Annotated in this window: 27 protein-coding genes and 3 pseudogenes; 26 read left to right on the top strand and 4 right to left on the bottom strand. The window is 37.9% G+C overall.

Annotated elements, in window-relative coordinates:
• Positions 1-265 precede the first annotated feature (265 nt).
• The 15 genes from JCM10596_RS03845 to JCM10596_RS27455 all read left to right on the top strand — a co-directional run bounded on the left by JCM10596_RS03845 (position 266) and on the right by JCM10596_RS27455 (position 11,615).
• Positions 266-559: an antibiotic biosynthesis monooxygenase family protein gene (locus JCM10596_RS03845; protein ID WP_025026007.1), complete on the top strand. Its 294-nt coding sequence runs from the start codon at positions 266-268 to the stop codon at positions 557-559.
• A gap of 82 nt (positions 560-641) precedes the next feature.
• Positions 642-1,127, top strand: a complete 486-nt coding sequence (gene coaD / locus JCM10596_RS03840) for a pantetheine-phosphate adenylyltransferase (protein ID WP_025026006.1) — start codon at positions 642-644, stop codon at positions 1,125-1,127.
• Positions 1,121-1,741, top strand: a complete 621-nt coding sequence (locus tag JCM10596_RS27460; protein WP_025026005.1) for a YdbC family protein — start codon at positions 1,121-1,123, stop codon at positions 1,739-1,741. The genes coaD and JCM10596_RS27460 overlap by 7 nt, the downstream gene beginning before the upstream one ends.
• A gap of 85 nt (positions 1,742-1,826) precedes the next feature.
• Positions 1,827-2,210, top strand: a complete 384-nt coding sequence (locus tag JCM10596_RS03830) for a VOC family protein (RefSeq protein WP_025026004.1) — start codon at positions 1,827-1,829, stop codon at positions 2,208-2,210.
• Positions 2,211-2,256: 46 nt separating this feature from the next.
• The gene (locus tag JCM10596_RS03825; protein WP_025026003.1) at positions 2,257-2,946 is read left to right on the top strand and encodes an O-methyltransferase; all 690 of its coding nucleotides are present in this window, start codon (positions 2,257-2,259) and stop codon (positions 2,944-2,946) included.
• Entirely contained in the window at positions 2,924-4,180 is a 1,257-nt protein-coding gene (locus JCM10596_RS03820; protein ID WP_025026002.1) for a hypothetical protein, read from the top strand. Before JCM10596_RS03825 ends, JCM10596_RS03820 begins: the two co-directional genes overlap by 23 nt.
• A 162-nt stretch (positions 4,181-4,342) precedes the next feature.
• Entirely contained in the window at positions 4,343-5,398 is a 1,056-nt protein-coding gene (locus JCM10596_RS03815; protein WP_025026001.1) for a P-loop NTPase family protein, read from the top strand.
• Positions 5,391-6,377 (top strand): acetamidase/formamidase family protein, encoded by a 987-nt coding sequence (locus JCM10596_RS03810; RefSeq protein ID WP_025026000.1) that lies wholly within the window; start codon positions 5,391-5,393, stop codon positions 6,375-6,377. Before JCM10596_RS03815 ends, JCM10596_RS03810 begins: the two co-directional genes overlap by 8 nt.
• Positions 6,378-6,487: 110 nt before the next feature.
• Positions 6,488-7,102, top strand: a complete 615-nt coding sequence (locus JCM10596_RS03805) for an HAD family hydrolase (RefSeq protein WP_025025999.1) — start codon at positions 6,488-6,490, stop codon at positions 7,100-7,102.
• A 67-nt stretch (positions 7,103-7,169) separates the two neighbouring features.
• Positions 7,170-7,655 carry a tetratricopeptide repeat protein gene (locus JCM10596_RS03800; RefSeq protein WP_025025998.1) on the top strand — a complete coding sequence of 162 codons (486 nt, stop codon included), beginning with the start codon at positions 7,170-7,172 and terminating at the stop codon, positions 7,653-7,655.
• 60 nt (positions 7,656-7,715) lie between these two features.
• On the top strand, positions 7,716-8,075 hold the full coding sequence (locus JCM10596_RS03795) for a hypothetical protein (protein ID WP_025025997.1): 360 nt from the start codon (positions 7,716-7,718) through the stop codon (positions 8,073-8,075).
• Positions 8,076-8,102: 27 nt separating this feature from the next.
• A complete protein-coding gene (locus JCM10596_RS03790) occupies positions 8,103-8,600 on the top strand; it encodes a GNAT family N-acetyltransferase (RefSeq protein ID WP_025025996.1) in 498 nt (165 codons plus the stop codon).
• Positions 8,601-8,647: 47 nt separating this feature from the next.
• Positions 8,648-9,202 carry a cysteine hydrolase family protein gene (locus JCM10596_RS03785; RefSeq protein WP_148302502.1) on the top strand — a complete coding sequence of 185 codons (555 nt, stop codon included), beginning with the start codon at positions 8,648-8,650 and terminating at the stop codon, positions 9,200-9,202.
• A 135-nt stretch (positions 9,203-9,337) separates the two neighbouring features.
• A complete protein-coding gene (locus tag JCM10596_RS03780) occupies positions 9,338-9,931 on the top strand; it encodes a nitroreductase family protein (RefSeq protein WP_025025994.1) in 594 nt (197 codons plus the stop codon).
• Between the two features lie 100 nt (positions 9,932-10,031).
• A complete protein-coding gene (locus tag JCM10596_RS27455) occupies positions 10,032-11,615 on the top strand; it encodes an ABC transporter substrate-binding protein (protein ID WP_159102306.1) in 1,584 nt (527 codons plus the stop codon).
• A gap of 79 nt (positions 11,616-11,694) precedes the next feature.
• On the opposite strand, the pseudogene JCM10596_RS23660 reads toward JCM10596_RS27455, so the two are convergent.
• Positions 11,695-12,260: pseudogene (locus JCM10596_RS23660) on the bottom strand (dihydrofolate reductase family protein).
• Between the two features lie 23 nt (positions 12,261-12,283).
• Positions 12,284-12,763: a GyrI-like domain-containing protein gene (locus tag JCM10596_RS03765; RefSeq protein ID WP_025025992.1), complete on the bottom strand. Its 480-nt coding sequence runs from the start codon at positions 12,761-12,763 to the stop codon at positions 12,284-12,286.
• A gap of 109 nt (positions 12,764-12,872) precedes the next feature.
• On the opposite strand from JCM10596_RS03765, the gene JCM10596_RS03760 reads away from it, so the two are divergent.
• The 9 genes and pseudogenes from JCM10596_RS03760 to glnA all read left to right on the top strand — a co-directional run bounded on the left by JCM10596_RS03760 (position 12,873) and on the right by glnA (position 22,820).
• Positions 12,873-13,835 carry a helix-turn-helix transcriptional regulator gene (locus JCM10596_RS03760; protein ID WP_025025991.1) on the top strand — a complete coding sequence of 321 codons (963 nt, stop codon included), beginning with the start codon at positions 12,873-12,875 and terminating at the stop codon, positions 13,833-13,835.
• A 147-nt stretch (positions 13,836-13,982) separates the two neighbouring features.
• The gene (locus JCM10596_RS03755) at positions 13,983-14,936 is read left to right on the top strand and encodes an ABC transporter substrate-binding protein (RefSeq protein WP_025025990.1); all 954 of its coding nucleotides are present in this window, start codon (positions 13,983-13,985) and stop codon (positions 14,934-14,936) included.
• 104 nt (positions 14,937-15,040) lie between these two features.
• Positions 15,041-15,955: a peptidase U32 family protein gene (locus JCM10596_RS03750; RefSeq protein WP_025025989.1), complete on the top strand. Its 915-nt coding sequence runs from the start codon at positions 15,041-15,043 to the stop codon at positions 15,953-15,955.
• 20 nt (positions 15,956-15,975) lie between these two features.
• Positions 15,976-17,268 carry a peptidase U32 family protein gene (locus tag JCM10596_RS03745; RefSeq protein WP_234410391.1) on the top strand — a complete coding sequence of 431 codons (1,293 nt, stop codon included), beginning with the start codon at positions 15,976-15,978 and terminating at the stop codon, positions 17,266-17,268.
• Positions 17,269-17,347: 79 nt separating this feature from the next.
• Entirely contained in the window at positions 17,348-18,295 is a 948-nt protein-coding gene (spoVK, locus tag JCM10596_RS03740) for a stage V sporulation protein K (protein ID WP_025025987.1), read from the top strand.
• Between the two features lie 70 nt (positions 18,296-18,365).
• Positions 18,366-19,639 (top strand): annotated as a pseudogene (gene hflX / locus JCM10596_RS31630) (GTPase HflX).
• 9 nt (positions 19,640-19,648) lie between these two features.
• Positions 19,649-20,927, top strand: a pseudogene (locus tag JCM10596_RS23650) (methionine gamma-lyase family protein).
• Positions 20,928-21,025: 98 nt separating this feature from the next.
• Positions 21,026-21,424 (top strand): MerR family transcriptional regulator, encoded by a 399-nt coding sequence (locus tag JCM10596_RS03725; protein WP_025025986.1) that lies wholly within the window; start codon positions 21,026-21,028, stop codon positions 21,422-21,424.
• Positions 21,425-21,482: 58 nt separating this feature from the next.
• Positions 21,483-22,820, top strand: a complete 1,338-nt coding sequence (gene glnA, locus JCM10596_RS03720; RefSeq protein ID WP_025025985.1) for a type I glutamate--ammonia ligase — start codon at positions 21,483-21,485, stop codon at positions 22,818-22,820.
• Positions 22,821-22,898: 78 nt separating this feature from the next.
• On the opposite strand, the gene JCM10596_RS03715 is transcribed toward glnA, so the two are convergent.
• Together JCM10596_RS03715 and lexA are read right to left on the bottom strand one after the other, a co-directional pair.
• Entirely contained in the window at positions 22,899-23,246 is a 348-nt protein-coding gene (locus JCM10596_RS03715) for an SH3 domain-containing protein (RefSeq protein ID WP_025025984.1), read from the bottom strand.
• A gap of 165 nt (positions 23,247-23,411) precedes the next feature.
• Entirely contained in the window at positions 23,412-24,035 is a 624-nt protein-coding gene (gene lexA, locus JCM10596_RS03710; RefSeq protein ID WP_025025983.1) for a transcriptional repressor LexA, read from the bottom strand.
• A 151-nt stretch (positions 24,036-24,186) separates the two neighbouring features.
• On the opposite strand from lexA, the gene yneA reads away from it, so the two are divergent.
• Positions 24,187-24,483 carry a cell division suppressor protein YneA gene (gene yneA / locus JCM10596_RS03705; RefSeq protein ID WP_034680406.1) on the top strand — a complete coding sequence of 99 codons (297 nt, stop codon included), beginning with the start codon at positions 24,187-24,189 and terminating at the stop codon, positions 24,481-24,483.
• A 143-nt stretch (positions 24,484-24,626) separates the two neighbouring features.
• Complete coding sequence (locus JCM10596_RS03700) at positions 24,627-24,860, top strand: DUF896 domain-containing protein (protein WP_025025981.1); 234 nt, start codon at positions 24,627-24,629, stop codon at positions 24,858-24,860.
• The last annotated feature ends 204 nt before the right edge of the window (positions 24,861-25,064 follow it).

Raw genomic sequence — 25,064 nt, 5'->3', positions numbered from 1 at the left:
TCACTCCTGTTTCGACAATAAGTTTTAGAAAGGAATAGGATTGCTCACTTCATAAAGCGTAGGTTCAAAGACAATGAAATTCATCACTCGAAAGAGCTAAAATTGTGTCTAAATATTGAAGTGATTTTTCGAAAGAGCAAAAAAAAAAGGAACGCGATCATCTTGGATGCAACGGCTCATTTTCTTGTAATATATAAAGCTTCTTGGTACGATGGAAACAAGTTCCTATTGGTAAAAAATAAAGGATAATAGAGAGGATAAAAATATGGTTCTTGAAGTCGCAATTTTACAAATAAAACCGGAGTTAATTGAACAGTTTGAACCGGCATTTCGGGAAGCCTCAAAGATTATTTCAAAAATGAAAGGGTATATCAATCTCGAATTACAGAAGTGCCTAGAGGATGAGTACAAATATATCTTATTAGTGAGATGGGAAACCCTTGAGGACCACGTCAAGGGTTTTAGAGATTCAGAAGAGTATAAAGAGTGGAAAGGATTATTACATCATTTTTATGAACCTTTTCCCGTAGTTGAGCATTATATCAACATAGAGCTCTAGCTGTAATGACCTGAATAAATCCATAACAATGGCAGAGCAAAGCATGATTGAATGATATCAAGTAAGTGGAAGGATGTTATGAATGTCTATTGCTGTATATGCTGGATCATTTGATCCTTTTACCAATGGTCATCTGCATGTTGTAGAAGAAGCCTCCAATATTTTTGAAAAACTATTTATTGTTTTAGCAGACAATCCAGAAAAGAATCGTCGTATAAATAGTAGCAGCATGGCTGAGGACATTAAAGAAGTTATTACTAAATTGGGTAAAACAAAGAAAATAGAAGTAGTAAGCTTCCAAGGTCTTATTGTGGATATTGCCAATGAATTAGGCGCAGATTATCTCGTCAGAGGAATACGTAATGGAATAGATTATGAGTACGAAGAAAATTTGGCTAAAATTAACGAATCCTTGGGACTGAAAACAATCTATCTAAGGGCAGGGAATCTAAGTCATGTCAGTTCTTCGATGGTTATGGAGCTCTGGAGATATGGGAAGGATGTTAGCACTTATGTACCGGAACCTATTTATAAGACTTTAGTCCAGAATGGTGGAGCAAGGTGCTGATTAAATGGATTGAATGCGTTGTCCCAGCAGATAAGAGGGAAGGTTTTTCTCGTTCGCAAGAACAATGGAAGGTATTAAAAGAGGTCAAAGGCTGTCTAGGTCAAGTAGGAGGGTGGAGTATAGAACAAAACTCGCTTGCTTGTATCTTAGGGATATGGAAAGACCAGGAAGCATACAAACATTTTATGGATCATGAGCATGATCAAATTATACATAGGAATAACCAAACAGACTTGTTTGAATCCATTTCAGTATCTTTGTTTCAACCCTTAGGTTATATTCAAGGGGATGATCAACGATTTCGTGAAGCATGCTTGAAGGAAAGACTACTACTAGTAGAAGAGATTATTTATTGGGATATGCAAGCCATACAGTGTAATGAGGTTCAAAAAGAAAAATGGAATCAAGAGAATAATAATCAGAGTGGAATACATTCAGGCGTTATTGCTCAAGATTTTATAAGTTCTAATCGATTTCTATTGATGACAATATGGGATGATAAGCATAGGGATGAAATAGAAGTTGAAAAAAGGGTACAACGATTAAAAACAGAAAAAGGGATAAAGGACGTACAAAGCAAGCTCATAAGAATAGATGAAAATTGGCGCTTCTAATCTTGTAGTTAGATCAAATACACAAGATGTAATTGACAAGCATTAAAAGAGTAGTTGAATCCAAACATGTAGTTGAGGTGGTTAGATGAAGATCGAAAGACTAGATCATTTGGTGATGACGGTTAAAGACATCCAAGAAACCATTCATTTCTATCAGGATGTACTGGGAATGGAGGTTGTAGAATTCGGTGGTAATAGAAAAGCACTAGCGTTTGGGAACCAGAAAATCAATCTTCATGAGTACGGAAAAGAGTTTGAACCAAAAGCGAAATGTCCAAGTCCAGGTTCTGTTGATTTGTGCCTTATTACGGAAACACCTATTGATGAAGTTCAAAAACGATTCAAAGCAAAAGGGATCATAATTGAAGAAGGCCCTGTAAAAAGAACTGGAGCAACAGGAGAGATCCTATCACTTTATATTCGTGATCCCGATGAAAATCTAATAGAAATATCGAAATACCTAAGCTGATCAGGCAAGAAATTACGCTGATTACAGAAAAAAGGAGCGATGAATGATGGCAAGTGTAGATAAATGGAAGGATGTAGATGTCTATTTTGAATCAAAGTTGCAATCCTCAGAAACGATTATGGATTCCATACTCAAAGCAAATACGGAGGCGGGTTTACCTGCCATAGATGTTTCGCCAAATCAAGGGAAATTTCTATACCTCCTTGCAAAAATGAAAGGAGCAAAAAACATACTAGAGATTGGAACTTTAGGAGGTTATAGTAGTATCTGGCTCGCTCGTGCTTTACCAGACGATGGGCATTTGATTACCCTTGAATATGAGGCAAAGCACGCCAAAGTAGCTGAGGAAAACATTAAAAAGGCTGGTTTGGAACAAAAAATTGAAGTGATGGTAGGAGCTGCGCTTGATCTCTTGCCAACATTAGAAGAGAAAGGGTATCCTCACTTTGACTTAATTTTTATTGATGCAGACAAACCAAATAACCCTCATTACTTAAATTGGGCATTGAAACTATCTAAACCCGGTACTGTGATTATTGCAGATAATGTAGTGCGCGATGGGCAAGTACTCGATGAAAATAGTGAGGTTTCGAGTGTGCAAGGAATAAGACAATTTATTGATTTGTTAGCTCAAGAGGAACGAATCGACTCAACGGCTATTCAAACGGTGGGAATAAAAGGATATGATGGATTCGTTCTGGGAGTGGTAACAGATGCCCCGCTTGCAACACCTTAACATTACTTTAAAATGGGCAGTAGGAATTATGATTCTGGTTTTGTTAATAACCTTCACATTAGTAACCGATCCAGGAAGACAGATAGCTAGTACTTTTCTAGAGTATGTAAAAAGTTCAGAGAATTCTGAGGTAGATACTTTGCCGCATGAAGAGAGAGCAGAAATACCGAAAGTTGTGATTACAGAGGAGCAGGCTTTACAGGAGGTAGATTTTTTTCTAGATTTAGTGAAGAACAGAGATGAAGCTGGACTTCTGAAGTATTACCAAGAACGCAATTTCTATGATTATTACGCAAGCTTCTTATCTCTAGAACAAATGGCGAAAGATACCATCGAAGGTTTTGAAAGCATATACGATATTGAAACCATGCAAATTAGTCATTTCGGAAGAGACCATTATCCAGAGAATCATCAATTTCACGTCGTAGTAGTGGGTTCAAAACAGGGGGCGAAGCCTGTTGAACAAGATTTTATGGTAGGGTATGGCGATGGCTCTTCCGGCTATGAAGGATTTAAAATCCAAAGTCATATGATCACTTACTTTACTCAAACAAAGCCTTTTATGAAAAGCTATGTCCAGAGCATACAGGAGAAAGATCCAGGGTATTTAGCGATGTTATTAACTCCGGATGATGTTTCTTATCCTATCTATTTAGCGACAAATGCAATAAAAGAATACGAGGTTTGGTTGGATATATCTCATTTGAACTATGAGTATAACGGCTTTTCTACTGATGAGGGAGATCAATTCCATTATGTAATCTATGACCAGCAAAAGCTCAAGAAGCATCAGGTTAAGATCTATTTTGCTGACGGTTTGCTTTGCATGGAAGATCCGTTTGTTCCTGAATTTGAGATGGGAGCACCAGATGAGGTCATACGTCAGTTTGCGCAGGCAATCGAGGATAGAGATGCCGAGCGCTTAGTTGAAATCTATGGTGGTGAATATGAATGGGTAGTCATGTTTTCACCTGAGTCAGATCGTCAGAATAAGGAAAAGGTGTTTGAGAATTATTTGAAGGTATTAGGAGAAGAAAAACTTCTTTTCAATACGTTTGTCAGCAGTGAAAAAATAGCTGAAGATGAATATGTGTATGTGATTACATTTCGATATGAAGAGGGTCCATTATTTAGTGTGAATACAGGAGAAAGCAGTCAAACAGAATTTCGCTATACGGTGAAAAAAATGGGTGGAGAGTTTAAAGTGATGGAGCTCCCGCCGTATCAGTCTTGATATTTCAATTCAACTGAACTATAGAGTGAATGAAGAGATGATGTATCTTATTTTACATCGTCTTTTTCTATTATAAAGAAATTTTAATTACGCTACAAAATAATTATTATTGCTTTATGGGGTAATTTATTTTACTATATAAAGAAAAAGGAGGTTTTTTCTGTGGATAATGATCTTCAACTAAATGTTTCTTTACTAAAAAGGCGTGTACCTAATCTAACTGTTGCTGCAAAGTCTGTTGGTTTGCGTCCTGCTACGGTGTCTAATTTATGTACTGGGAAAATCCCAGTAGGTCGAGCAGAGGTTAGGACTCTTGTCGCCTTAGCTACGATTGCAGGATGTACCCTTGACGAGCTTATTATTCATGGAAGTGGTACAGAGATGATTGAAACCGGAATTAAGGTAATTGATTTATTTGCTCCTTTAGTTCGGGGGGGAACCATTGGATTGGTTGCACGACCTAGCATGGGTCAACTGGTGCTGATGGCAGAGCTTTTTTATCGCATGAAAAGTCTTGATTTCACCACGTTTTTTCTTATGCCAAGTGAAGATATCTTAGGAGTTGAAGATGTCAAGAAACATTCTGATTTCAGTAGCTCTAATCTAAAAGAGATATACAATAAGGTAAAAGAAGTAGGAAACGATAAAGAGATTGTATTGGGGTTGGACAGAACGATGGTGGTTTCAGGAGATTTGTTTGATTTGCGTGAACAGTTGCAAAAGGCTACCTCAGGTCCAATAACCTTCATTTTAGTAGATACCCTTGGTGAAGCTGTAGATGAAGACTCTCCATATGGTCCTCTTGAAACACTTTGGCAATTTGATATGGATTTAGTCACTAGAAAAATGTATCCCGCTATTGATCCCGTGCTTTCTACCTCCACAGTGCTCGAAGGGGCTCACTTAGAATCCACACATTTAATCATCCAACAAAGAGCGAAAAAACTATTAAGACGTTATAGAGAATTAAGATTTATAGTCAACACTTGGGGAACAGACAGATTAACAGAGGCGGATGAATTGATCTATCGTAGAGGAATCAGGCTTGAAGCATTTCTCACACAACCCTTTTATATTGCTGAACCATTTACCAATAAAAAAGGAGAATGGGTAAGTGCACCTGATACAATTGAGCAAGTTCGGCGCTTGTTGGATGGTGTTGCTGATGAAACCGATCCAGATCTATTAATGTATATTGGAGGTGCTTTGAATGAGTAAGATTCACTATCTACATCCAACGTCAGACACTTTACATGCTTTTTTTAGCAGAGATTTAGAACCTGCTTTAAAAATAAATTCAGGAGATACTGTTATTTTTCAAACACTAGATAGTGGTTGGGGCATAGAAAAAAGATCGGCAATAGGGGCTCCTAGAAAGAAATTTCTAGAAACAAAACCACATCGACAAGGCAAGAGATTTGGGCATGCGTTAGTGGGTCCGATCTATATCGAAGAAGCAAAACCACACCAAACCTTAGAAATAAAAGTAAATGAAATTGTTCCAGGTCATTGGGGATGGGCTTCAGCCGGAGGGTTTAGAAGCTACTGGAATGAAAAAATGAATATGATAGATGTAGAAGAGGTATTACTTGATTTTGAACTTGATCCTGAAAAAATGATTGGAACTAGTCAGTTTGGTAACTTCGATTTCAATATTAAATTAAATCCGTTTATGGGTATTATGGGAATGCCTCCTGCTGAGCATGGAGAACATTCTACTATTGAGCCTCGTCCGTGGGGTGGAAATATAGATTGTAAAGAACTACAAGCAGGTAGTACGCTTTACTTGCCTATCCCTGTTGAGGGCGGATTGTTTTCTACTGGAGATGGTCATGCTGCCCAAGGAGATGGGGAAGTAAGTGGTCCAGCCTTAGAGTGTCCTATGGAAAGAGTCAGTTTAACATTTAATGTAATCGATTCTATGCCCGTGAATTTACCTAGAGCAAAAACAAAAAATGGTTGGATTACGATGGGATTTCATGAAGATCTTGATGAAGCAATGTGGATGGCATTGAACGAGATGCTTGATTGGATGACAACGCTTTATCCAATTTCTCGTACAGAAGCCTATGCGTATGCATCACTCGTAGTAGACTTACGTATTACGCAAATTGTGAATAATGCAAAAGGAGTTCATGCCTTTCTTCCATTTGATGCTCTTCGTAAAAGTGCTTTTAAAGCCATACATTACAAGTAATTTTGTATTTTATGGCTTTTTCTTGAACAATCATGGTTTATTTTGGTAGGATGATAAATAAGAAGATACAGATAATCTGAAGGACAAAATGACAGGAGGAAAAACGAGCTATGGACAGCATGATCTTTGATTTGGATGGTACATTGTGGGACTCATCAGAAGCCATCGTTATTATTTGGAATAAAGTGTTTCAAAATATGAAAGTAGATGTGAAGATAACGAAGGACGATATAAGAGGAATAATGGGATTACAGAGTCATGAAATCGGAGAGAAATTATTTCCGACTCTTGATGAACATAAGCTCAAACAGCTTTTTGATGAATTTGCCGAAGCGGAAGGTGAGTATTTAGCCAAAAATGGCGGAATATTGTTTGATAAAGTGGAAGAAGTACTGAAGGTTTTATCCACGAAATATAAATTATGTATCGTTAGCAATTGCCAAGAAGGGTATATCGAGGCTTTTTATAAATATCATAAGCTGGAAAAATACTTTATTGACTTTGAGAATCCAGGCAGAACGGGACTCTCCAAAGGGGAAAACATTCAGTTAGTTATGAAAAGAAATAAGCTAGATAGCCCTATCTATGTTGGAGATACATTAGGCGATCAACGTGCAGCTGAATTTGCAGGGGTTCCTTTTGTCTTCGCTGAATATGGATTTGGTAAGGTAGAGAGGTCTGACTATTCGATTGATCGATTTGAACAGTTATTGGAGATCTTTTAAAAGGAGAGGAAAAGAAAATCAGGATTATAGAAATACATAAACAAATTAGGTCAGAAAGGAACTAGTGATGAGATCAGAATTAACTAAAGCTATTGCTCTAAGGAATGAACGTAAGTTTCAGGAATCTAATGAAATTCTTACAGAGTTAGCTCTCAAGTACCCAGATGACCCCGAAATAAATTATCATTGTGCATGGAGCTTTGATGTATTAGGGAAAGAGCTTGAAGCAGTTCCTTACTATGAGAAAGCTATATCACAAGGGCTAGCTGGTGAAGATTTAGAAGGTGCATGTATTGGTTTAGGTAGTACATATCGAGTGATAGGACAGTATGAGAAATCGAGAGAGGTATTGGAACGAGGGATACGTTTATTTCCAGCAAATAAAGCGATCCAAGCATTTTATTCTATGACCTTGTTTAATACCGGTCAACATGATAAAGCAATGGAACTACTATTAAAGAGCCTTGTTGAAACAAGCTCAGATAAAAATATACAAAGCTATAAGAAAGCCATCTTATTCTATTCTGATAAATTGGAGAAGACATGGATATAGGGTTAGTCAGCAGGAATCAGATGATGGCTCTTGTAACTTAAAGAAACAGGTGAGTATGGAGTGGAGTACAAAAATAGAATGAATATCTTTCTTCTATACCTAAGCAATTTTCTACTATTCTTCCCAGTAATGCTAAGTGTCATCATCTTGACCGCTGAGATTGGTTTAATGATAGAAACAATCAATATCTCAGAGAATATTCACTATTTACAAAACACAGTGAGCATAGTTCCATCCGCCCCTTTCCATACTCTAACACTTGAATTACCCAATACTACTTATTTTGTTGTTAGTATTTTGTTTATTTTTGGTGTGATTCTTTTTAATAGTATTATTTTAAGAAAACTTTCACGAAAAGGGGTTCATATCCTAGGGCTCATGTTACTTCATGTAACACTATTTACTGTTCTTTCAATTTAAATGATACACATACTTGGAGATGATAATATGTCATATGAAATCCGCCAACTCACATTTGAAGATTGGGCAGAGATAAAAGAAATCTATCTACAAGGCATCCAAACGGGACATGCTACATTTCAAACAGAGGCGCCACCGAAAGAAGCGTGGTTTGAAGACCATATATCTGCATGTAGCTTGGGATATTTTGAAAACGCTGAATTGTTAGCATGGGCAGCTCTTAGCAGCGTATCATCAAGGTGTGTCTATGTTGGAGTAGCAGAGGTAAGTATCTACATCAAAGACAATGCAAGAGGAAGAGGTATTGGTACAGCTTTATTCAAAAAACTAATTGAAGTGTCAGAAGAAGAGGGCTATTGGATGCTACAATCTGGGATCTTTCCAGAGAATATGGGAAGTATTAGGCTACATCAGAAAAACGGTTTTCGAGAAGTGGGCAAAAGAGAAAAAATGGGTAAGCTGAATCATGTTTGGCGAGATGTATTATTATTCGAAAGAAGAAGTGATAAAGTAGGACAAGATTAAAGCTACTATGAAACGCCTGCTTAGGAGGGGAACTTATGTTGAATAAAATGAATAAAGCTTTGCTTATTGTAGATGTACAGGAAGCCTTTGAAGATAAAAAATGGGGAGAACGAAATAATTTAGATGCGGAAGAAAATATAAGTAAAATCTTAAAACATTGGAGAGAAAAAGGGTGGCAGGTTATCTACATTCAACATATGTCTGATAATCCTAGTTCTCTATTTTATCCCCGCAATGCAGGGTTTGCTATAAAAGAAATCGTGAAGCCTTTGGAAGATGAGATTGTCATATCGAAAAAGGTAAACAGTAGTTTTATTGGTACTTCTTTAGAAGAGTTTTTAAGATCGAAAGAGATCACAACTGTTGTTATCACTGGTTTGACTACTCCTCATTGTGTATCTACTACGACAAGAATGAGTGGAAATTTAGGATTCAGTACCTATCTTATATCAGATGCAACGGCGGCTTTTGGTATGATGGATCATCATGGTCAGTTCTACAGTGCAAATATCATACACAATATCACCTTGGCGACATTGCATGATGAATTTGCGACGATACTAACCACAGAGCAATTAATTGAACAAATGCTAGAAATATAAAAGAGAACGCCATTTATTGATTCTCTATCTATTAGATTGAGAAGGATACTCTAACCCCTCCTAGTGTTGACAACTATCGCTCCAACCCATATAATCGACAATAATAATCATTATCAATTAAAGGGGTGTTTATCTATGGATGCAGCGAAGGTAGGGATTGAGGAAACCATTCGTACAAGAAGAACAATCCGTGACTTTAATGGAGAACCGATGAATCAAGAAGAGGTTATTAAACTATTAGAGGATGCCGTATGGGCACATTTTCATTCTGCTAGAGAACCATGGCGTTTTATCTTGTTTATGGGGGAAGGTCGAAGAACGTTCGCTGAAGCGGTCGCGCGAACCTTATCCAAGGAAATGATTGAAAAGTATGGAGAATGGGGGATGAAGCAGTATTGTGAATTGATGCAGGCACATTTGTTGGTCGTGATTGAGGCTGATCCGCGTCAAAAGCAATTTGAGGATGCTTTTTCTGCATCAGCTGCATTAATTCAAAATCTACAACTGCTTGCATGGGACAGGGGAATTGGTGTTGTTTGGAAAACAAATGACTACAACTGGGACCCTAAATTTCTGGAATCAGTAGGTGTAAAAGCAGGTGAAAGAGTTGTCGGGACTCTTCATTTAGGTTATTTTGATGAAAGCAAAGTACCACGACCTAAACGTCGGACTCCAGTTGAAGACCTATTGACGATCCACCAAGAGTATTCTCATACAAGTCATGAATAACCAAATGAATAGACTTAGTACATGGATACAGGGTACTGAAAATCATGTTGATAGTGGGCAAAAGAATACACTCATTCCCTTTAGAGACACACACTATACAATGAACAGCATACGGGAAAGTTGTATTCAGCAACAGGCTCATTCTATTAACGAGATATGTGCAGCACATACCCTATTATTAGTCACAGCAGGACGAGGCACAATAGAAGTAAACAAATCCCAGTATAAATTGATGCGTGGAAAATTATGGTGCATTATCCCAGGTACAAGCATTTCGCTTAAGGCAGAAGGGACAACTCCGCTTCATATGTACCTTCTTTCCTTCACCCTACATAAAGTAAATCAAGAGGAAGTAAATCAACAGGAATGGCTAGATAAACAGGAACCCAATTTCGACTCGTTTTTTAATAGGAATGAAGAGTGGCAGGTTAAGCCCTTTCAACAACTAGAGAGTGTGATGGAACAACTATTTGTCTATTCAAAAAAGGAAGAAGATCGAGAGCAATTCTTCAATCATTTTCGCTTTCAAAAAATGATGTATGATCTAGTAAATCAAAAGTGGACAGAGCAAAAAGAGGATCCAAAAAGAGCGGTAGAACATACGATTCAATATTTGAATCAGCACTTTCAGGAACAAGTAACGATTGAAAAGTTGGCACAAATGGCGAATTTGAGTCGTCGCTGGTATTCCGCCTTGTTCAAAGAATTAACTGGAAAAAGTCCAAGCGATTACATAACGGAATTAAGAATCCGACGAGCAAAAGAGCTGTTACCTTGTGAAGGAGTCACTCTCTATGAAATTGCTCGTCAGGTTGGTTTTCAGGATGAACATTATTTTAACCGCCGATTTAAAAAGATTGTAGGAGTTGCCCCCAGGGCTTTTATTCGCAACCGACGTTACTTCGCTACCTCTGTTACTTATCCTGAATTGTTATATTCTTTGGGTGTTACTCCAATTGCTGCACAATGCTTTTACAGCCAATATCCAGCTTATCTCCAGAATTCTTTTCAAGACGTTCGAATTCTTGGTGATTCCTCATTATTTACTGAAGGTCAACTCCAATCTATGAATCCAGATCTCATTCTAGCCCCTTTATGGAGAGATGAAGGGAATTACGAACAACTTTCCCAGATTGCATCTACTGTTCTCATTGCTAATCATGGTCATTGGCGTGAGGAATTACGTGATATTGGAGAAATAGTAGGAAAGCACCAAACAGCCGAGAGAGTGATCCAACACTATGAAGAAAAGGTAGCGAAAGCAAGGGCAAGACTTCGTCAGGTTCTTGGAGATCAAACCGTTATGTATTTGAGGCTGACAGGCAAAGAATTGGTTGCTTATGGACCAGGCTCATCCCGTGGGCAAATGATATACGAACAGTTAGCGCTTACTCCGCTAGCTACCTTTCCTCAAGAATTGTCAGGGAGTTCTCTTTCTTTGAGTGAATTGTTCCTGTGTAATGCAGACCATATTTTTTTGCACATTGATCAAAGAGAAAAAGATCCTCCAGCACGTTTACAGCAACTGGTGAAGAGTAGACAATGGAATGAATTGCGAGCTGTAAAGAATAAACAGGTGCATGTGTTAAATGGAAAGGAATGGTATAATTTTTCCTTTTCACCACTTGCGACCTGCTATGCGATCGACCATTTAGTCAATGTATTTGAAAAGAAAACAACATAAAAGATCGAAGGAAAACCAGTGAAGAATAGAGTATCTGATATTGATATTTATTGTATTTTATTTATGAATGTGCAATATTTTAATTCTCATTCAAATGGTATATTAGTTGCACAACGCCAGAGGAGAACGTTCTTGTATTAACCATTTTTAAATTCAACCTCTGTTTTATACCAATAAACAACGGTTTTCCTTCTCCCAAAATAACAGGATGAACAGATAATCTAAATTCATCAACAAGCCCTAAATTGATAAAAGTTGTTATTAGACTTGCTCCACCATATAACCAGATGTCTTTACCAGGCTTATTCTTTAATTTATTTACTTCTTCAAGAATATTATCATTTATGAATATTGCTTTATTATCCGTCCTTTGCGTTCTGGAAAACACATATTTTTCTTTACTATGAACCAATTCCCAAATTTCTTTTTCAGTATCAGCTACTTTAATTTCTGGAGTAAATTGTCCCCATAAATCGTAGCTTTTTCTTCCATATAAAATAGTATCAACTTGATTTAAAAAATCAATAAAGCTCATCTCAGATCCATGATACACCAATCAACTTCCCCATTTTTCCCTTCGATAAAACCATCTAAAGTTACAGCTAAATCTAAAATTATTCTTCTTGGTCTTACGTTATTGGTCATATTTTCTTCCTCGTTTTATCTGTTTATTTCCTAACAACAGGAATCCACATTTCACCAAATACTAAGCCGTTTCGCTGCCCCATCTCAACCGATGCATTTGGACCGCCAACATAGGCAAAATCCTTTGCTTCTGGTAAGACTTGACCAAAGGCAATGACAGTAAGCTTATTACTCAATTCATTAAACGTTTTTCCTTCCCCCTTAACAACTAGGTATTCCCCTTTAGGAAATTGGATGACTCTGGATTCTTCTGATACCGATGCTTCTGTCATGACACCAGCATAATGCATCATCTTGTTATTCACCGCTTCATTCACGGCAAAAATATAGTCATTTGTGGCTATGGCTTTTAAAGTGTCAAGCTTTCCATCTTGTTTAACAGCCTGCCAAAAGTCTTCCTTTTCCTTGTTTATGCCAGCATAGTCTGTGTAATCGCTCTTAAGCTCAGTTCCCAAACCTAAAACGGTAAAGCTGTTTTTTTCTTCTAGGGTATAATCAACCATATTCAAAACCATCCTTTTTTATAAATTTATCAAATGATTTGTCTTTTCACTTGATAGGTTTATAATAATCTTAAATCATGTCAAAAAATGATACTGTTTAGGAGGTCCGATGAAAAAAGTTGAACGGATTAATATCATCATGCGGTATATTAACAACCGCGCCAACTTTACAATCTCTGAAATCATGCGAGAGTTTAATATCTCTCGTTCGACAGCTATAAGAGATATCAGAGAAATTGAAGCCATGGGGATGCCTCTTGTCGCTGAAGTTGGAAGGGATGGAGGCTATTTTGTCATGAACAACTCCGTTCTGCCTACGGTTCGCTTTACCGATAATGAGATCAAAGCTCTTTTTATTGCCTTTATGGCCACAAAAAATCAACAGCTCCCGTATCTAAAGAGTCGTCAGTCTTTAACTGAAAAATTACTAGGCCTCATTTCAGAAAATCAGCAAGATGATCTTGTTCTTTTAAATCAAATCTTGCTTTTTGAAGGAACCAACCCAAATAATCCCGACCTACTTGATCTATCAGACCTTCCCCATTCGATGTTAGAAAAACTTATCCAAATCCTTCTTTTGAATCGTTATTTATTGATTACCATCAAAGAAGAGAAGGTAATAAAGTCTTATCCAATTTATCTCTTGCACCTTTATCGTGAAAAAAGCCAATGGATAATTGAAGGATTTTACTTAAAGGAAGAAAAGAGGAAATTTTTTCCTGTCGACAATCTTACCAATGTAAAACCCTTCCCTGGGGAAAAAAGAATAAGTAAGAAAAAGATTTTAGAAAAACTAAGTAAGCAGGAAGAAGGAATGAACCTAGTCTTTGAACTTGGTCCAAAGGCGATTGCCCAGTTCAAAAAATACCATCCTTTAAAAGTTTCTATTTCCTATACGAATCCTTACCAAACCACAGCCATTCTAAAGACTTTTATTGATGTTAATAATTCAGAAGAAGTAAAGGAAATAACAAATTGGCTACTTTTCCTAGGTGATGATATCAAGGTCAGGGAAGTGCCAGAAGAAGTCTTAGAAGTTTTACAAGAAAGATTATGCTTTTACTGCTCATAAGCAGTGATCAATTACAACATTTAAGATCGCAATAATTCCCCAAAATCCAATGTATTATTCCCAATCCTCTATACAGTAAACAACATTCTCCCTTTATAATGAGAATGAGAATTATTATTAATCAAAACATGGAGGCACAAAAAACAAATGAAACATACAAAAATGTTACAAACAGGGATTATCATGTTTATATTATTGGTGATGTCAGCTTGTGGAGCCACTAGCAATGAATCTACAGGGACAATGGACCATAACCAAGAAGTGAAGAATGAGAGTAATGAGGTAGAAAAGCAACAGAATCCAGAGAAGAGAATCATTGGCACGTCTGTTACGTATCCTGAATTTCTATATGCGCTTGGTGTCATTCCTGTAGCTGCAGAAAACTATCATGAAGAATTTCCTGCCTATCTTCACCCAGCATTTCAAGATGTGATGAAATTGGGGAGTGTTGATGGTGCTAGCTTTGAAGCGATGCTAGAGGCTGAACCTGATCTCATTCTTGCCCCCACTTGGCGAGATGAGAAAAGCTATGATCAATTGTCAAAAATAGCCCCTACGGTTTTGTTACCAGACCATGATGATTGGCGTGATGAACTTAGGGAAATGGGACAGGCTCTTGGTAAATTCGAAAAGGCGGAACAAGTGATCCAAGAGTACGAACGAAAAACAGATGAAGCAAAGCAAAAGCTCCATGCTATTGTCGGAGATGAAACGGTCCTCTATATGAGAGTTATGTCCAAAGCTGTTTATGTATTAGGGGAGCAGTCAAGTAGGGGAAGCATTATTCATAGAGAGCTTGGACTAAAGCCAGTGAGTGCTTATCCAGCAGATGAAGGTAGTGTATCCATTTCTTTAGAAATGTTACCTGAATACAACCCTGATCATATTATTATCCAAGTGGATGACGGGGAGAATGGTACACAAGCTAGAAAAATGTATGAGGATATGATCCAAAGCAACATTTGGAAGAATTTGAACGCAGTGCAGAAGAACAAGATTTACCTAGTCGGAGATAAGGAATGGTTTAACTTTGGCTTCTCTCCTGTAGCTAATAGTTATGCAATTGATGAAATAGTTCGTGTATTTGAGAATCATAAATAATCTTCGGAAAAAAGTACCTTGATGGTACTTTTTTTAATGTGACATTTGTCACAGTGTGTGAAGTGTCATCTCTTATATACTGTAACTTATGTGAGGTGAAAGAGATGAAAAAAATTGAACTTTTGGTTTCGGTAAAAGATATGCATGAACTAACCGCTGTGATTGAGGCTGGTGCAGATGCCGTCTGTGTTGGTCATCAACAATTTGGGCTTCGTGTTCCTGGTGATTTTCAGCTCTCAGATATAGAATCTGCTGTTCAATATGCTCAACAAAAAAACGTTAAGGTTTATGTGATGATGAATAGCTTATTGCACAACGATACGGTAGAACAGTTAGAGGATTATTTGAGGCAATTGCACGAAATAGGGGTAGATACCCTTGTGTTTGGAGACCCTGCTGTTTGGATGACAGTCCAAGAGTTGAAGCTTCCTTTCAAATTGCATTGGAATGCAGAAACGACCTCTACGAACTACGAAACGATTGAATTTTGGAAAAACAAAGGGATTAAGCGTGCTGTAGTTGCTAGGGAATTGACGTTAACAGAAGTACAAAACATCAGTCTTCAAACGGATGTGGAAATAGAAGTGCAAATCCATGGAATGACCTGTATTTTTCATTCTAAACGACAATTGGTGAGTCATTATTTTGATCATATTAACCAATGCCAGCCTACTGAACCATTATTTCTTCGTGAACAGAAGGAGGCTCCTACACACTACCCGATTTATGAAGATGGGGGTGGTACACATATCATGAGCAACGAAGATATTTGTATGATTGAACACCTTCCAGCATTCATTGAATCTAACGTAAAAAGCGTAAAAATCGAAGGGTTGTTAAAACCAACAGCTTACAATACAGAAATAGTGCGTATTTACCGTGAAGCGATGGATACTTACTGTGTCGATCCGCAGAAATACAAAGAGAAAGTATCTATTTGGCTGGAACAGATAAAAACAATACAACCTAATAATCGTAAGCTAAGTACTGGCTTTTATTTCAAAGAACAGGTCTACTAACGTAGAACGGAGGGGTTATGATGAAGGGATCATCAGCAATGTATTCGATAGATGAAGATAAGAATAGAGGAATAATACAGGAGAACGAAGGGAAAGTAGATTCTTCTTTTATAATAAAAAGACCTGAACTATTAGCGCCTGCGGGAGACTTGGAAAAATTAAAATTTGCCATACGCTATGGAGCAGATGCAGTATATATTGGCGGAAAACAATTTGGTTTACGTGCCAAAGCGGGGAATTTTACTTTTGAGGATATGGAAAATGGGGTGGATTTTGCGAAACAGCATCAAGCTAAGGTGTTTGTAGCCACAAATATTATTGCCCATAATGAAGATCTAAAAGGTGCTAAAGACTATTTTCAAAAACTTCATGCTGTGGGTGTGGATGCGGTGATTGTAGCTGATCCAGCTCTTGTGATGGCTTGTAGAGATGCAGCTCCTGACTTGGAGATTCATATTAGTACGCAAGCCTCCATAACGAATTGGAAAACCGTTAAGTTTTGGGCAGAGGAAGGGATTCCTCGTGTTGTTCTTGCTCGAGAGGTTTCGATTGAAGAGATCAAGCTGATGAAAGAACGAGTAAATATTGAAATTGAAGCATTTATTCATGGCGCTATGTGTATTTCCTATTCTGGTCGATGTGTACTGTCCAATCATATGACAGCGAGAGATGCCAATCGTGGTGGCTGTGCTCAATCCTGCCGTTGGAACTATGATTTGCTAAGTGAAGCAGGGAATGAAGCATATGCGGACACTTCATACACGATGAGTTCCAAAGACTTAAGCATGGTAGAACATTTACCTCAGTTAATCGACTCAGGTGTGGACAGTCTGAAAATTGAAGGTCGAATGAAAAGTATCCATTATATCGCCACGGTAGTAAGTACCTACCGAGAAATCATTGATCGTTATTGTCAAGATCCACAAGGATTTACGTTTAAACAAGAGTGGAAGGAAGAAATGCTGAAAGCCGCGCAACGCTCCATGACAACCGGGTTTTATTTCGGACAGCCCACTGTGAATGATCAGTTGTATGGTTTACCTGAAAAAATGCAGCAATATCAATTTGTGGGCTTGATTTTAGATTATGATGCAAAAACTGGCATCGCTAAAATTCAGCAACGTAATTTAATTTCTATAGGAGATCAAGTAGAATTCTTTGGTCCTCGTATGGCGAGATTTGAACAAGAAATTACCCAGATGTGGGATGAAAACTTCGAGCCTATTGAACGCGCTCCTCATGCTCAAATGAATATTTATGTCCAAGTGAAGCATCCAGTTTCTGCGTATGATATGATGCGCAAACGAAAATAAACGTGATGAAAAGTCTGTTCACCATTCTCTAGGCTCCTGCGTATAATGCTATACATCGTAATAAGAGAGGTGACAGACATTGAGTAGACCTGTTTTTCGTCAATCTTCAGGTCAGATTAACGTAACCTTTCCTTTGGAGACAAGTTATGCAGCGACAACAACGATCGTCAATGGGAGACACCATTCATTTGATCATAGAAAACATTTAGCCTTAGATCGAGTGATGAGGCAACTTGATCGCCTTGTGGGGCTGCAAAATGTAAAGGACTTTGTTTATGAGATTTATGCTTGGCTATACATTACACAATGTCGAAGAGAGTTAGGGTTAAAAGCCTCGCATCAAACCCTTCATATGGTCTTCAAGGGGCATCCAGGAACAGGAAAAACGACGGTGGCACGAATCTTAGGTAAGCTTTTTCAAGAAATGGGAGTGCTAAGCAAGGGGCATTTAGTAGAAGTAGAACGAGCTGACTTGGTGGGTGAATATATTGGTCATACTGCTCAGAAAACGCGTGACCTTGTACGAAAAGCCTTGGGTGGGATTCTTTTTATTGACGAGGCGTATTCATTGGCACGAGGGGGATCGAAGGATTTTGGTAAGGAAGCGGTGGATTGTTTAGTCAAAGCCATGGAGGATCATAAAGATGAATTTGTCTTAATTTTAGCAGGATACCCAAGTGAAATGGATTATTTCTTACGATCGAATCCAGGACTTCCTTCACGCTTCCCCATTCAACTCGAATTTAAGAATTATACGGTTCATGAACTTCTATCTATCGCTGAAATCATGGTGGAGGATCGAGAATACCAGCTTTCTCCTCAAGCCAAGCAGAAGATCAAGCAATTATTGTATGATCAAATGAGGGAGAAGAATAATAACTTCAGTAATGCTAGATTTGTTCGTAACTTAATCGAGAAAGCGATTCGAGAACATGCGGTTCGTCTCCTTCACCATTCGTATAATACCAAGGACGATCTGATGATTCTCTCTGCACAAGATATTGTCGCATTTGAACAAAATCAATAGCCCACTAGCTTCTTGTACTAGAATTTGGTACGATACAAAAGAGAAATGTACAAAAGATAGGATGATCTTCATGGTCGAAAAAGAAAAGGCGATATTAGTTGGGTGTATACTCCCTCATCAATCTGAGGAAAAAGTGGAGAGCTCTTTGAGAGAGCTCTCTTTATTAACGGAAACAGCTCAGGCAAATCCAATCTTAACCTTGACCCAAAAAAGAGATCGAATTGATTCCTCCTCCTACATTGGGAAAGGAAAAGTGAATGAAATAAAAAATGTAGTAGAAGAGCTTGAGATTGATGTGGTTATTTTCAATGATGAATTAACACCTAGCCAGCTACGTAATTTAGAGCGCACCATTCCTTGTAAAGTCGTTGATCGGACACAGCTCATTCTGGACATTTTTGCTTTGCGAGCACGTTCCCGAGAAGGACAGCTTCAAGTGGAGCTGGCTCAACTCAAGTACCTGCTTCCGCGAATTGTGGGACGAGGAAAGGATTTATCTCGTCTAGGTGGTGGGATCGGAACAAGGGGTCCTGGGGAAACCAAGCTGGAGGTAGAAAGAAGGCATATTCGTCGTAGGATGACAGAGCTAGAAACCGCCCTGAACAAAATTGTTTCCCATCGTGAAAGGTTTCGTGAACGTCGGAAGAAAAATAATGTATGGCAGATCGCTCTTGTGGGTTATACAAATGCGGGTAAATCCACTCTCTTGAACCATCTAACCGAAGCCGAAACCTATGTGGAGAACCAGCTATTTGCTACTCTTGATACGACAACGAAACAACTGCGGCTCCCATCGGGCATTGATGTATTAATTACAGATACAGTAGCTTTATTCAAGACTTGCCAACCACCTTAATTGCTGCATTTCGTTCCACCTTAGAAGAAGTAAAAGAAGCTGATTTAATTTTACATATTATTGATAGTCAGGATGAAGAATATGAAGAGCATATTCAGGTTGTGGAAGGTTTGATCACTCAATTAGGAGCGGGACATATTCCTGTGGTCAAAGTATTTAATAAATCTGATTTACCACCAGCATCTTCCCTGCTCAGAGGGCAAAAGGACGAGTATGTATCCTCATTTAAGTCAGGCGATATGAAACATCTCAAACAAAGAATAGAGCAGGAGTTACGAGAACTGATGCTTCCTTATCATCTGCTGATCCCAAGTGATAAAGGGGATCTTATTGCAAAATGCCGTCAGTATGGATTTGTGGCAAGTGAAAAATGGGACGAGGAGAAGCAAGGGTATCGAATTGAACTACATCTGCCAAAGACTCATGCGTTGCATGAAACGATGGCAGGCTATTACATACAGACACCGGTCAAAGAGGAGAATACATAATCAATGTCAATGTACCAATTTTTACGTCATGGAAAATTATTAGAACCATATGTAGAGAAAATAGAAAACAAAATAGCGCAACGAGTTAAAGAAGTGAAGCAGGTCGTAGAATTCAATCAGTGGAAGGTGTTAAACTCCTTTCGATCTCATGAGATTGGGGATCATCATTTCACCCCAAGTACTGGCTATGGTTATGATGATCTAGGAAGAGATACTTTAGAAAGAGTCTATGCCGATGTATTCGGAGCTGAAGCCGCTATTGTACGTCCGCAATTAATATCAGGGACTCATGCAATAGCCACTTGCTTGTTTGGCTTGTTACGACCAGGTGATGAATTGATTTATATTACTGGGAAGCCATACGATACGTTGGACAAAATTGTTGGTGATCCTCAAAACCCAGGTCGAGTTCCCGGCTCACTTGCTGATTTTCAGATTGGTTATCAATATATCGATTTAATGGCGGATGGCTCCGTAGATATTCAGCAAGTCCAGAACAAAATAAGCCAAAGGACAAAAGTAATTGGGATTCAGCGTTCTAGAGGATATGCCAACCGACCGTCTTTCACACTAGAAGAAATAAAAGAAATGATACAAAAAATCAAAGAGATCAGAGAAGATTTAATTGTGTTTGTAGATAATTGCTATGGTGAATTTGTAGAACAAGAAGAACCTACACAAGTGGGAGCAGACATCATGGCGGGCTCCCTGATTAAAAACCCAGGTGGAGGGCTTGTGAAAACAGGCGGATACATTGTAGGGAAAAGAGATTGGATTGAGCTAGCAGGAACTCGTCTGGCAGCCCCAGGGATTGGCTTAGAAGGGGGAGCCAGCCTGTACTCATTATTAGAAATGTATCAGGCTTTTCTTAGCGCCACATGTGGTGGGAGAGGCATTAAAAGGAGCTATTTTTTCATCCGCTCTGCTAGAAGAGCTTGGTTTTACCACAAATCCATTATGGAATGATAAAAGAACGGACTTGATTCAATCTATTCAATTTGATTCGGCAGAAAACCTAGTTGCGTTTTGTCAAGGGATCCAAAAAGCTGCTCCAATAAATGCCCATGTGACTCCCTATCCAAGCGAAATGCCTGGCTATGAGGATCAAGTGATCATGGCAGCAGGAACCTTTATTCAAGGAGCTAGTATTGAATTTTCTGCCGATGGTCCTATACGTCCTCCTTATTTAGGATTTGTCCAAGGTGGGTTAACGTATGAACATGTTAAAATCGGGATCTTAACCGCTTTAAACCAAATGATTGAGAAGAAACTACTAACTCTTGAATGACCCATGTTAAATATTCTGACATAGATTGACACCTTCCATTACAGTTGATAGAATAAAGGCATGGTCATTAAAGTAATGAATGTAAGGAGGCGTTTCTTTTGAGTAATGAGATTCGTCGTAATATGGCCCTATTCCCTATAGGTATCGTGATGAAGCTTACAGACTTAACGGCAAGACAAATTCGATACTATGAAGAACAAGGACTGGTAAAGCCTGTTAGAAATGAAGGGAAACAACGTATTTTTTCTTTAAATGATATTGATCGCCTGCTTGAAATTAAGGACCTCATAGATAAAGGGGTTAATATTGCAGGGATTAAGGAAGTCTATCAGTTAAAGAAACAAGAGGAGAATATCATTCCATCTAAGAAAGACAAACAGAATCAGGACTTGTCAGATCAAGAAGTAAGACAAATGCTGAAGAAGGAGCTTTTTGCTGCTCGAGCTGGAGAGAAGGTTTCGCTTATTCAAGGTCAGCTATCTAGATTTTTCAACTAACTGGTTTTTTATGAAGCTTTCATAAAAATAGATATTTTTATTTTAGGAGGAGACCATAGTGAGAAAAAACTATTCTAAAGAAGACATTATTCGTATGGCGAAGGAAGAAAATGTTCGTTTCTTGCGTTTGCAATTTACAGACCTTTTAGGAATTATTAAAAACGTGGAAGTTCCTATTAGTCAGCTACCAAAGGTATTGGATAATAAGATGATGTTTGATGGTTCTTCTATCGAAGGCTTTGTACGTATTGAAGAATCTGATATGTATCTCTATCCAGAACTAGATACATGGATGATTTTCCCTTGGACTACAGGTGAGGGGAAAGTAGCCAGATTTATTTGTGATATTTATAATCCAGATGGAACACCTTTTGAAGGGGACCCTCGTGGCGTATTAAAAAGAGTATTAAAAGATGCTGAAGCCCTTGGTTTTACTGCTATGAATGTAGGTCCAGAGCCAGAGTTTTTCTTATTTAAAACAGATGAGAACGGTGAGCCTACTTTAGATGTAAACGATAAGGGAGGTTACTTTGACTTAGCTCCGACAGACCTCGGTGAAAATTGCCGTCGAGATATCGTTTTGACTCTTGAAAGTATGGGATTTGAAATTGAGGCTTCCCACCATGAAGTGGCTCCAGGTCAGCATGAAATCGATTTTAAATATACAGATGCGGTTACAGCAGCAGACTATATCCAGACATTTAAACTGGTAGTAAAGAGTATTGCTAGACAGCATGGTCTTCATGCTACATTTATGCCGAAGCCATTGTATGGTGTGAATGGATCAGGTATGCACTGTCACCAATCACTATTCAGCGGAAAAGAAAATTCGTTCTATGATGAATCAGATGAGCTAGGCTTAAGTGAAACGGCAAAGCATTACTTAGCAGGATTGTTAAAACATGCTAGATCCTTTGCTGCCATCACAAATCCTACGGTTAACTCTTACAAACGTTTAGTACCTGGATATGAGGCTCCTTGCTATGTAGCATGGTCAGCTAAAAACAGAAGCCCACTTGTTCGTATTCCTGCATCTAGAGGCTTAAGTACACGTATTGAAGTGCGTAATCCAGATCCGGCTGCAAATCCATATTTAGCATTAGCGGTTATGTTAGCTGCTGGGCTTGACGGTATTCGAAACAAATTGAAATTGGTTCCTCCAACGAATCGAAACATCTACATTATGAATGAAGAAGATCGTAAAGAAGCAGGAATTGAAAGCTTGCCATCTACTTTAAAAGAAGCGATCGAAGAGCTTAAGAGTAATCCTGTGATCATCGAGGCTCTTGGAGAGCATGCGATTACTCACTTTGTAGAAGCAAAAGAAATAGAATGGGATATGTTCAGAACCCAGGTTCATCCTTGGGAAAGAGATCAGTATCTAGCGATGTACTAGAATTTATACATGAAATAAATGGCTACCATACTACCAAGTTTTTATTGGTGTGTGGTAGCCTGATCTTTTTTTGGAACTTTATATGGCAGACAAACAGAAGGTTGGAATCCATCCAAATTCTCCACTCTTAGTCTTGCAGTATGTCCAATCATTCAAATGTTCCAATCCATATAATATTTCGCCATGATCAATAGTTAATTCATGAGCAGAATAATCTTTGCTTACTTTTGCTATTCCTAAAGTATTTGGAGAGGTTAAAATTTGCTTTGGTACCCAGCCTTTTTTACCTGTGGTAATGGATTTACAAAAAATCCAGTTAGGGAACTGTGTATCTTCTTCTCCGTAATAAACTTCTTGATTTTTTTTTAAGACTATAGGATCTGGGTAATTTGATACATGACTGCTAACCACTTTATATTGTTTCAATGGTAATTCACTCCTTAAGCTTTTCTCTAAAAATATAAACCGTGAATACGCGTTTTTGCCCATACAAAAACACCTTCAAATTATCACTTTTTATAAGTGTACCACTTTGAAGGTGTTTTATAGTGTTTCAATAACTTTAGGTTAGTCTATTTGGAGTAGGGTTTTTTAGTGGATATCCCGAAAGACTCCAATAACTTTTCCTAGAATGGTTACTTCACTTAAAATAATCGGTTCTAAAGAAGGATTTTCTGGTTGCAGTCTAAAATAATTTTTCTCCTTAAAAAAGCGCTTGACCGTTGCTTCGCCCTCTTCCGTCATGGCTACGACAATCTCACCATTTTTGGCAACATTTTGCTGCTTTACGATGACATAATCTCGGTCGAAGATTCCCGCCTCGATCATACTGTCACCTTGAACCACTAGCATGTAAATATTATCATCTGCCGATCCGTATCTTTCAGGTAAAGGGAAATATTCCTCTACATTCTCGATAGCTGTAATCGGTTCACCTGCTGTTACTTTTCCTAAAACAGGAACTTGGATCATAGAAATAGGCTGATTCATTCCATAGAGGTCATCTTCAAGAATCTCAATAGCCCGTGGCTTAGTAGGGTCTCTACGAATATATCCTTTCTTCTCCAGTCTTGCTAGATGTCCATGAACAGTAGAACTAGAAGCAAGACCAACTGCCTCACCAATCTCCCTTACAGAAGGTGGATAGCCTTTTTCTCTAACTTCTGTTTTTATAAACTCCAATATAGCATGTTGTCTTTTAGATAAGTTAGACATGAGTTCACCTCAATTTTTACTAGAATAATTTACCTGAATTATAACACAGAACAAAAATAAGAACAAACATAAGTTCGAATAATCTTATTGACAGGAATGTATGTTCCCTTTATAATTCAAAATATAAGAACAAACGTTTGAGGTGAGTGAAATGATGATCATTATTTTTAATAAAACAAGAGAATATTCATATTTTTTGCTGTTTTTACTGTTAATTGTAGGTGCACTTTTTACTGTAGATCAAGTTTATGCCAATCAAGAATCGTATGAAATGCAAGAAATTAGGGTGAATGAAGGAGATACTCTTTGGTCCATTGCTAGCCAATACTATCTAGAATCAGGCGTATCGATACAAGAATATATTTATCATGTACAAAAAGTGAATAATCTAGATAATGTAATGATCTATCCAGGACAAACCCTTGTTGTGCTTGTAGCAGAGCAGTAAAAAAATACATAACGACTTATTTTTTGATAAAATGACACTGTTTTTCTTCTAAACTAGGCATTATTGCTTTATTTTTCTTCTAAAAGGCTATAATATGATTAAGAGAAAAAATATGTGATAATGGTTCACGGAAGGAGATTGCAGTGTTATCGAAAGAGAAGATTGACAGGATTAATGAGCTGTCTCAGAAGTCGAAGGTATCTACTTTAACTGAGGAAGAAAAGAGAGAGCAGAAAGTGCTTCGAGAAGAGTATATCTCTTCAGTACGCAAATCCTTAAAAAATAATTTATTAAGTATTAAAATAGTGGATGAAGAGGGTCAAGACGTTACACCTATTAAGCTTAAACATGCGAAAGAAAACAGAAAAAAACATTAGATTCTTCGTACAGAGATTGAATTTTCAATCTCTTTTTACTTTTTTCTGAATCTTTGTATCCGACTTTTATCCTATTTATCATTTTTTGATGTTTTTTGTAAAACTTTTTCCCGTTATTATCGTCAAATATTGATAGTGGATAAGTGTGTAGCCATTAAGTGAATTAAAAACTATCTGATGGAAGTCTACTTTATCGTTATTTGG

Source organism: Caldalkalibacillus mannanilyticus JCM 10596, from assembly GCF_000615945.1.
Classification (GTDB): domain Bacteria; phylum Bacillota; class Bacilli; order Caldalkalibacillales; family JCM-10596; genus Bacillus_AT; species Bacillus_AT mannanilyticus.
Note: the sequence above shows the minus strand (reverse complement) of the source record. Positions and strands in the feature narration are given on the sequence as shown.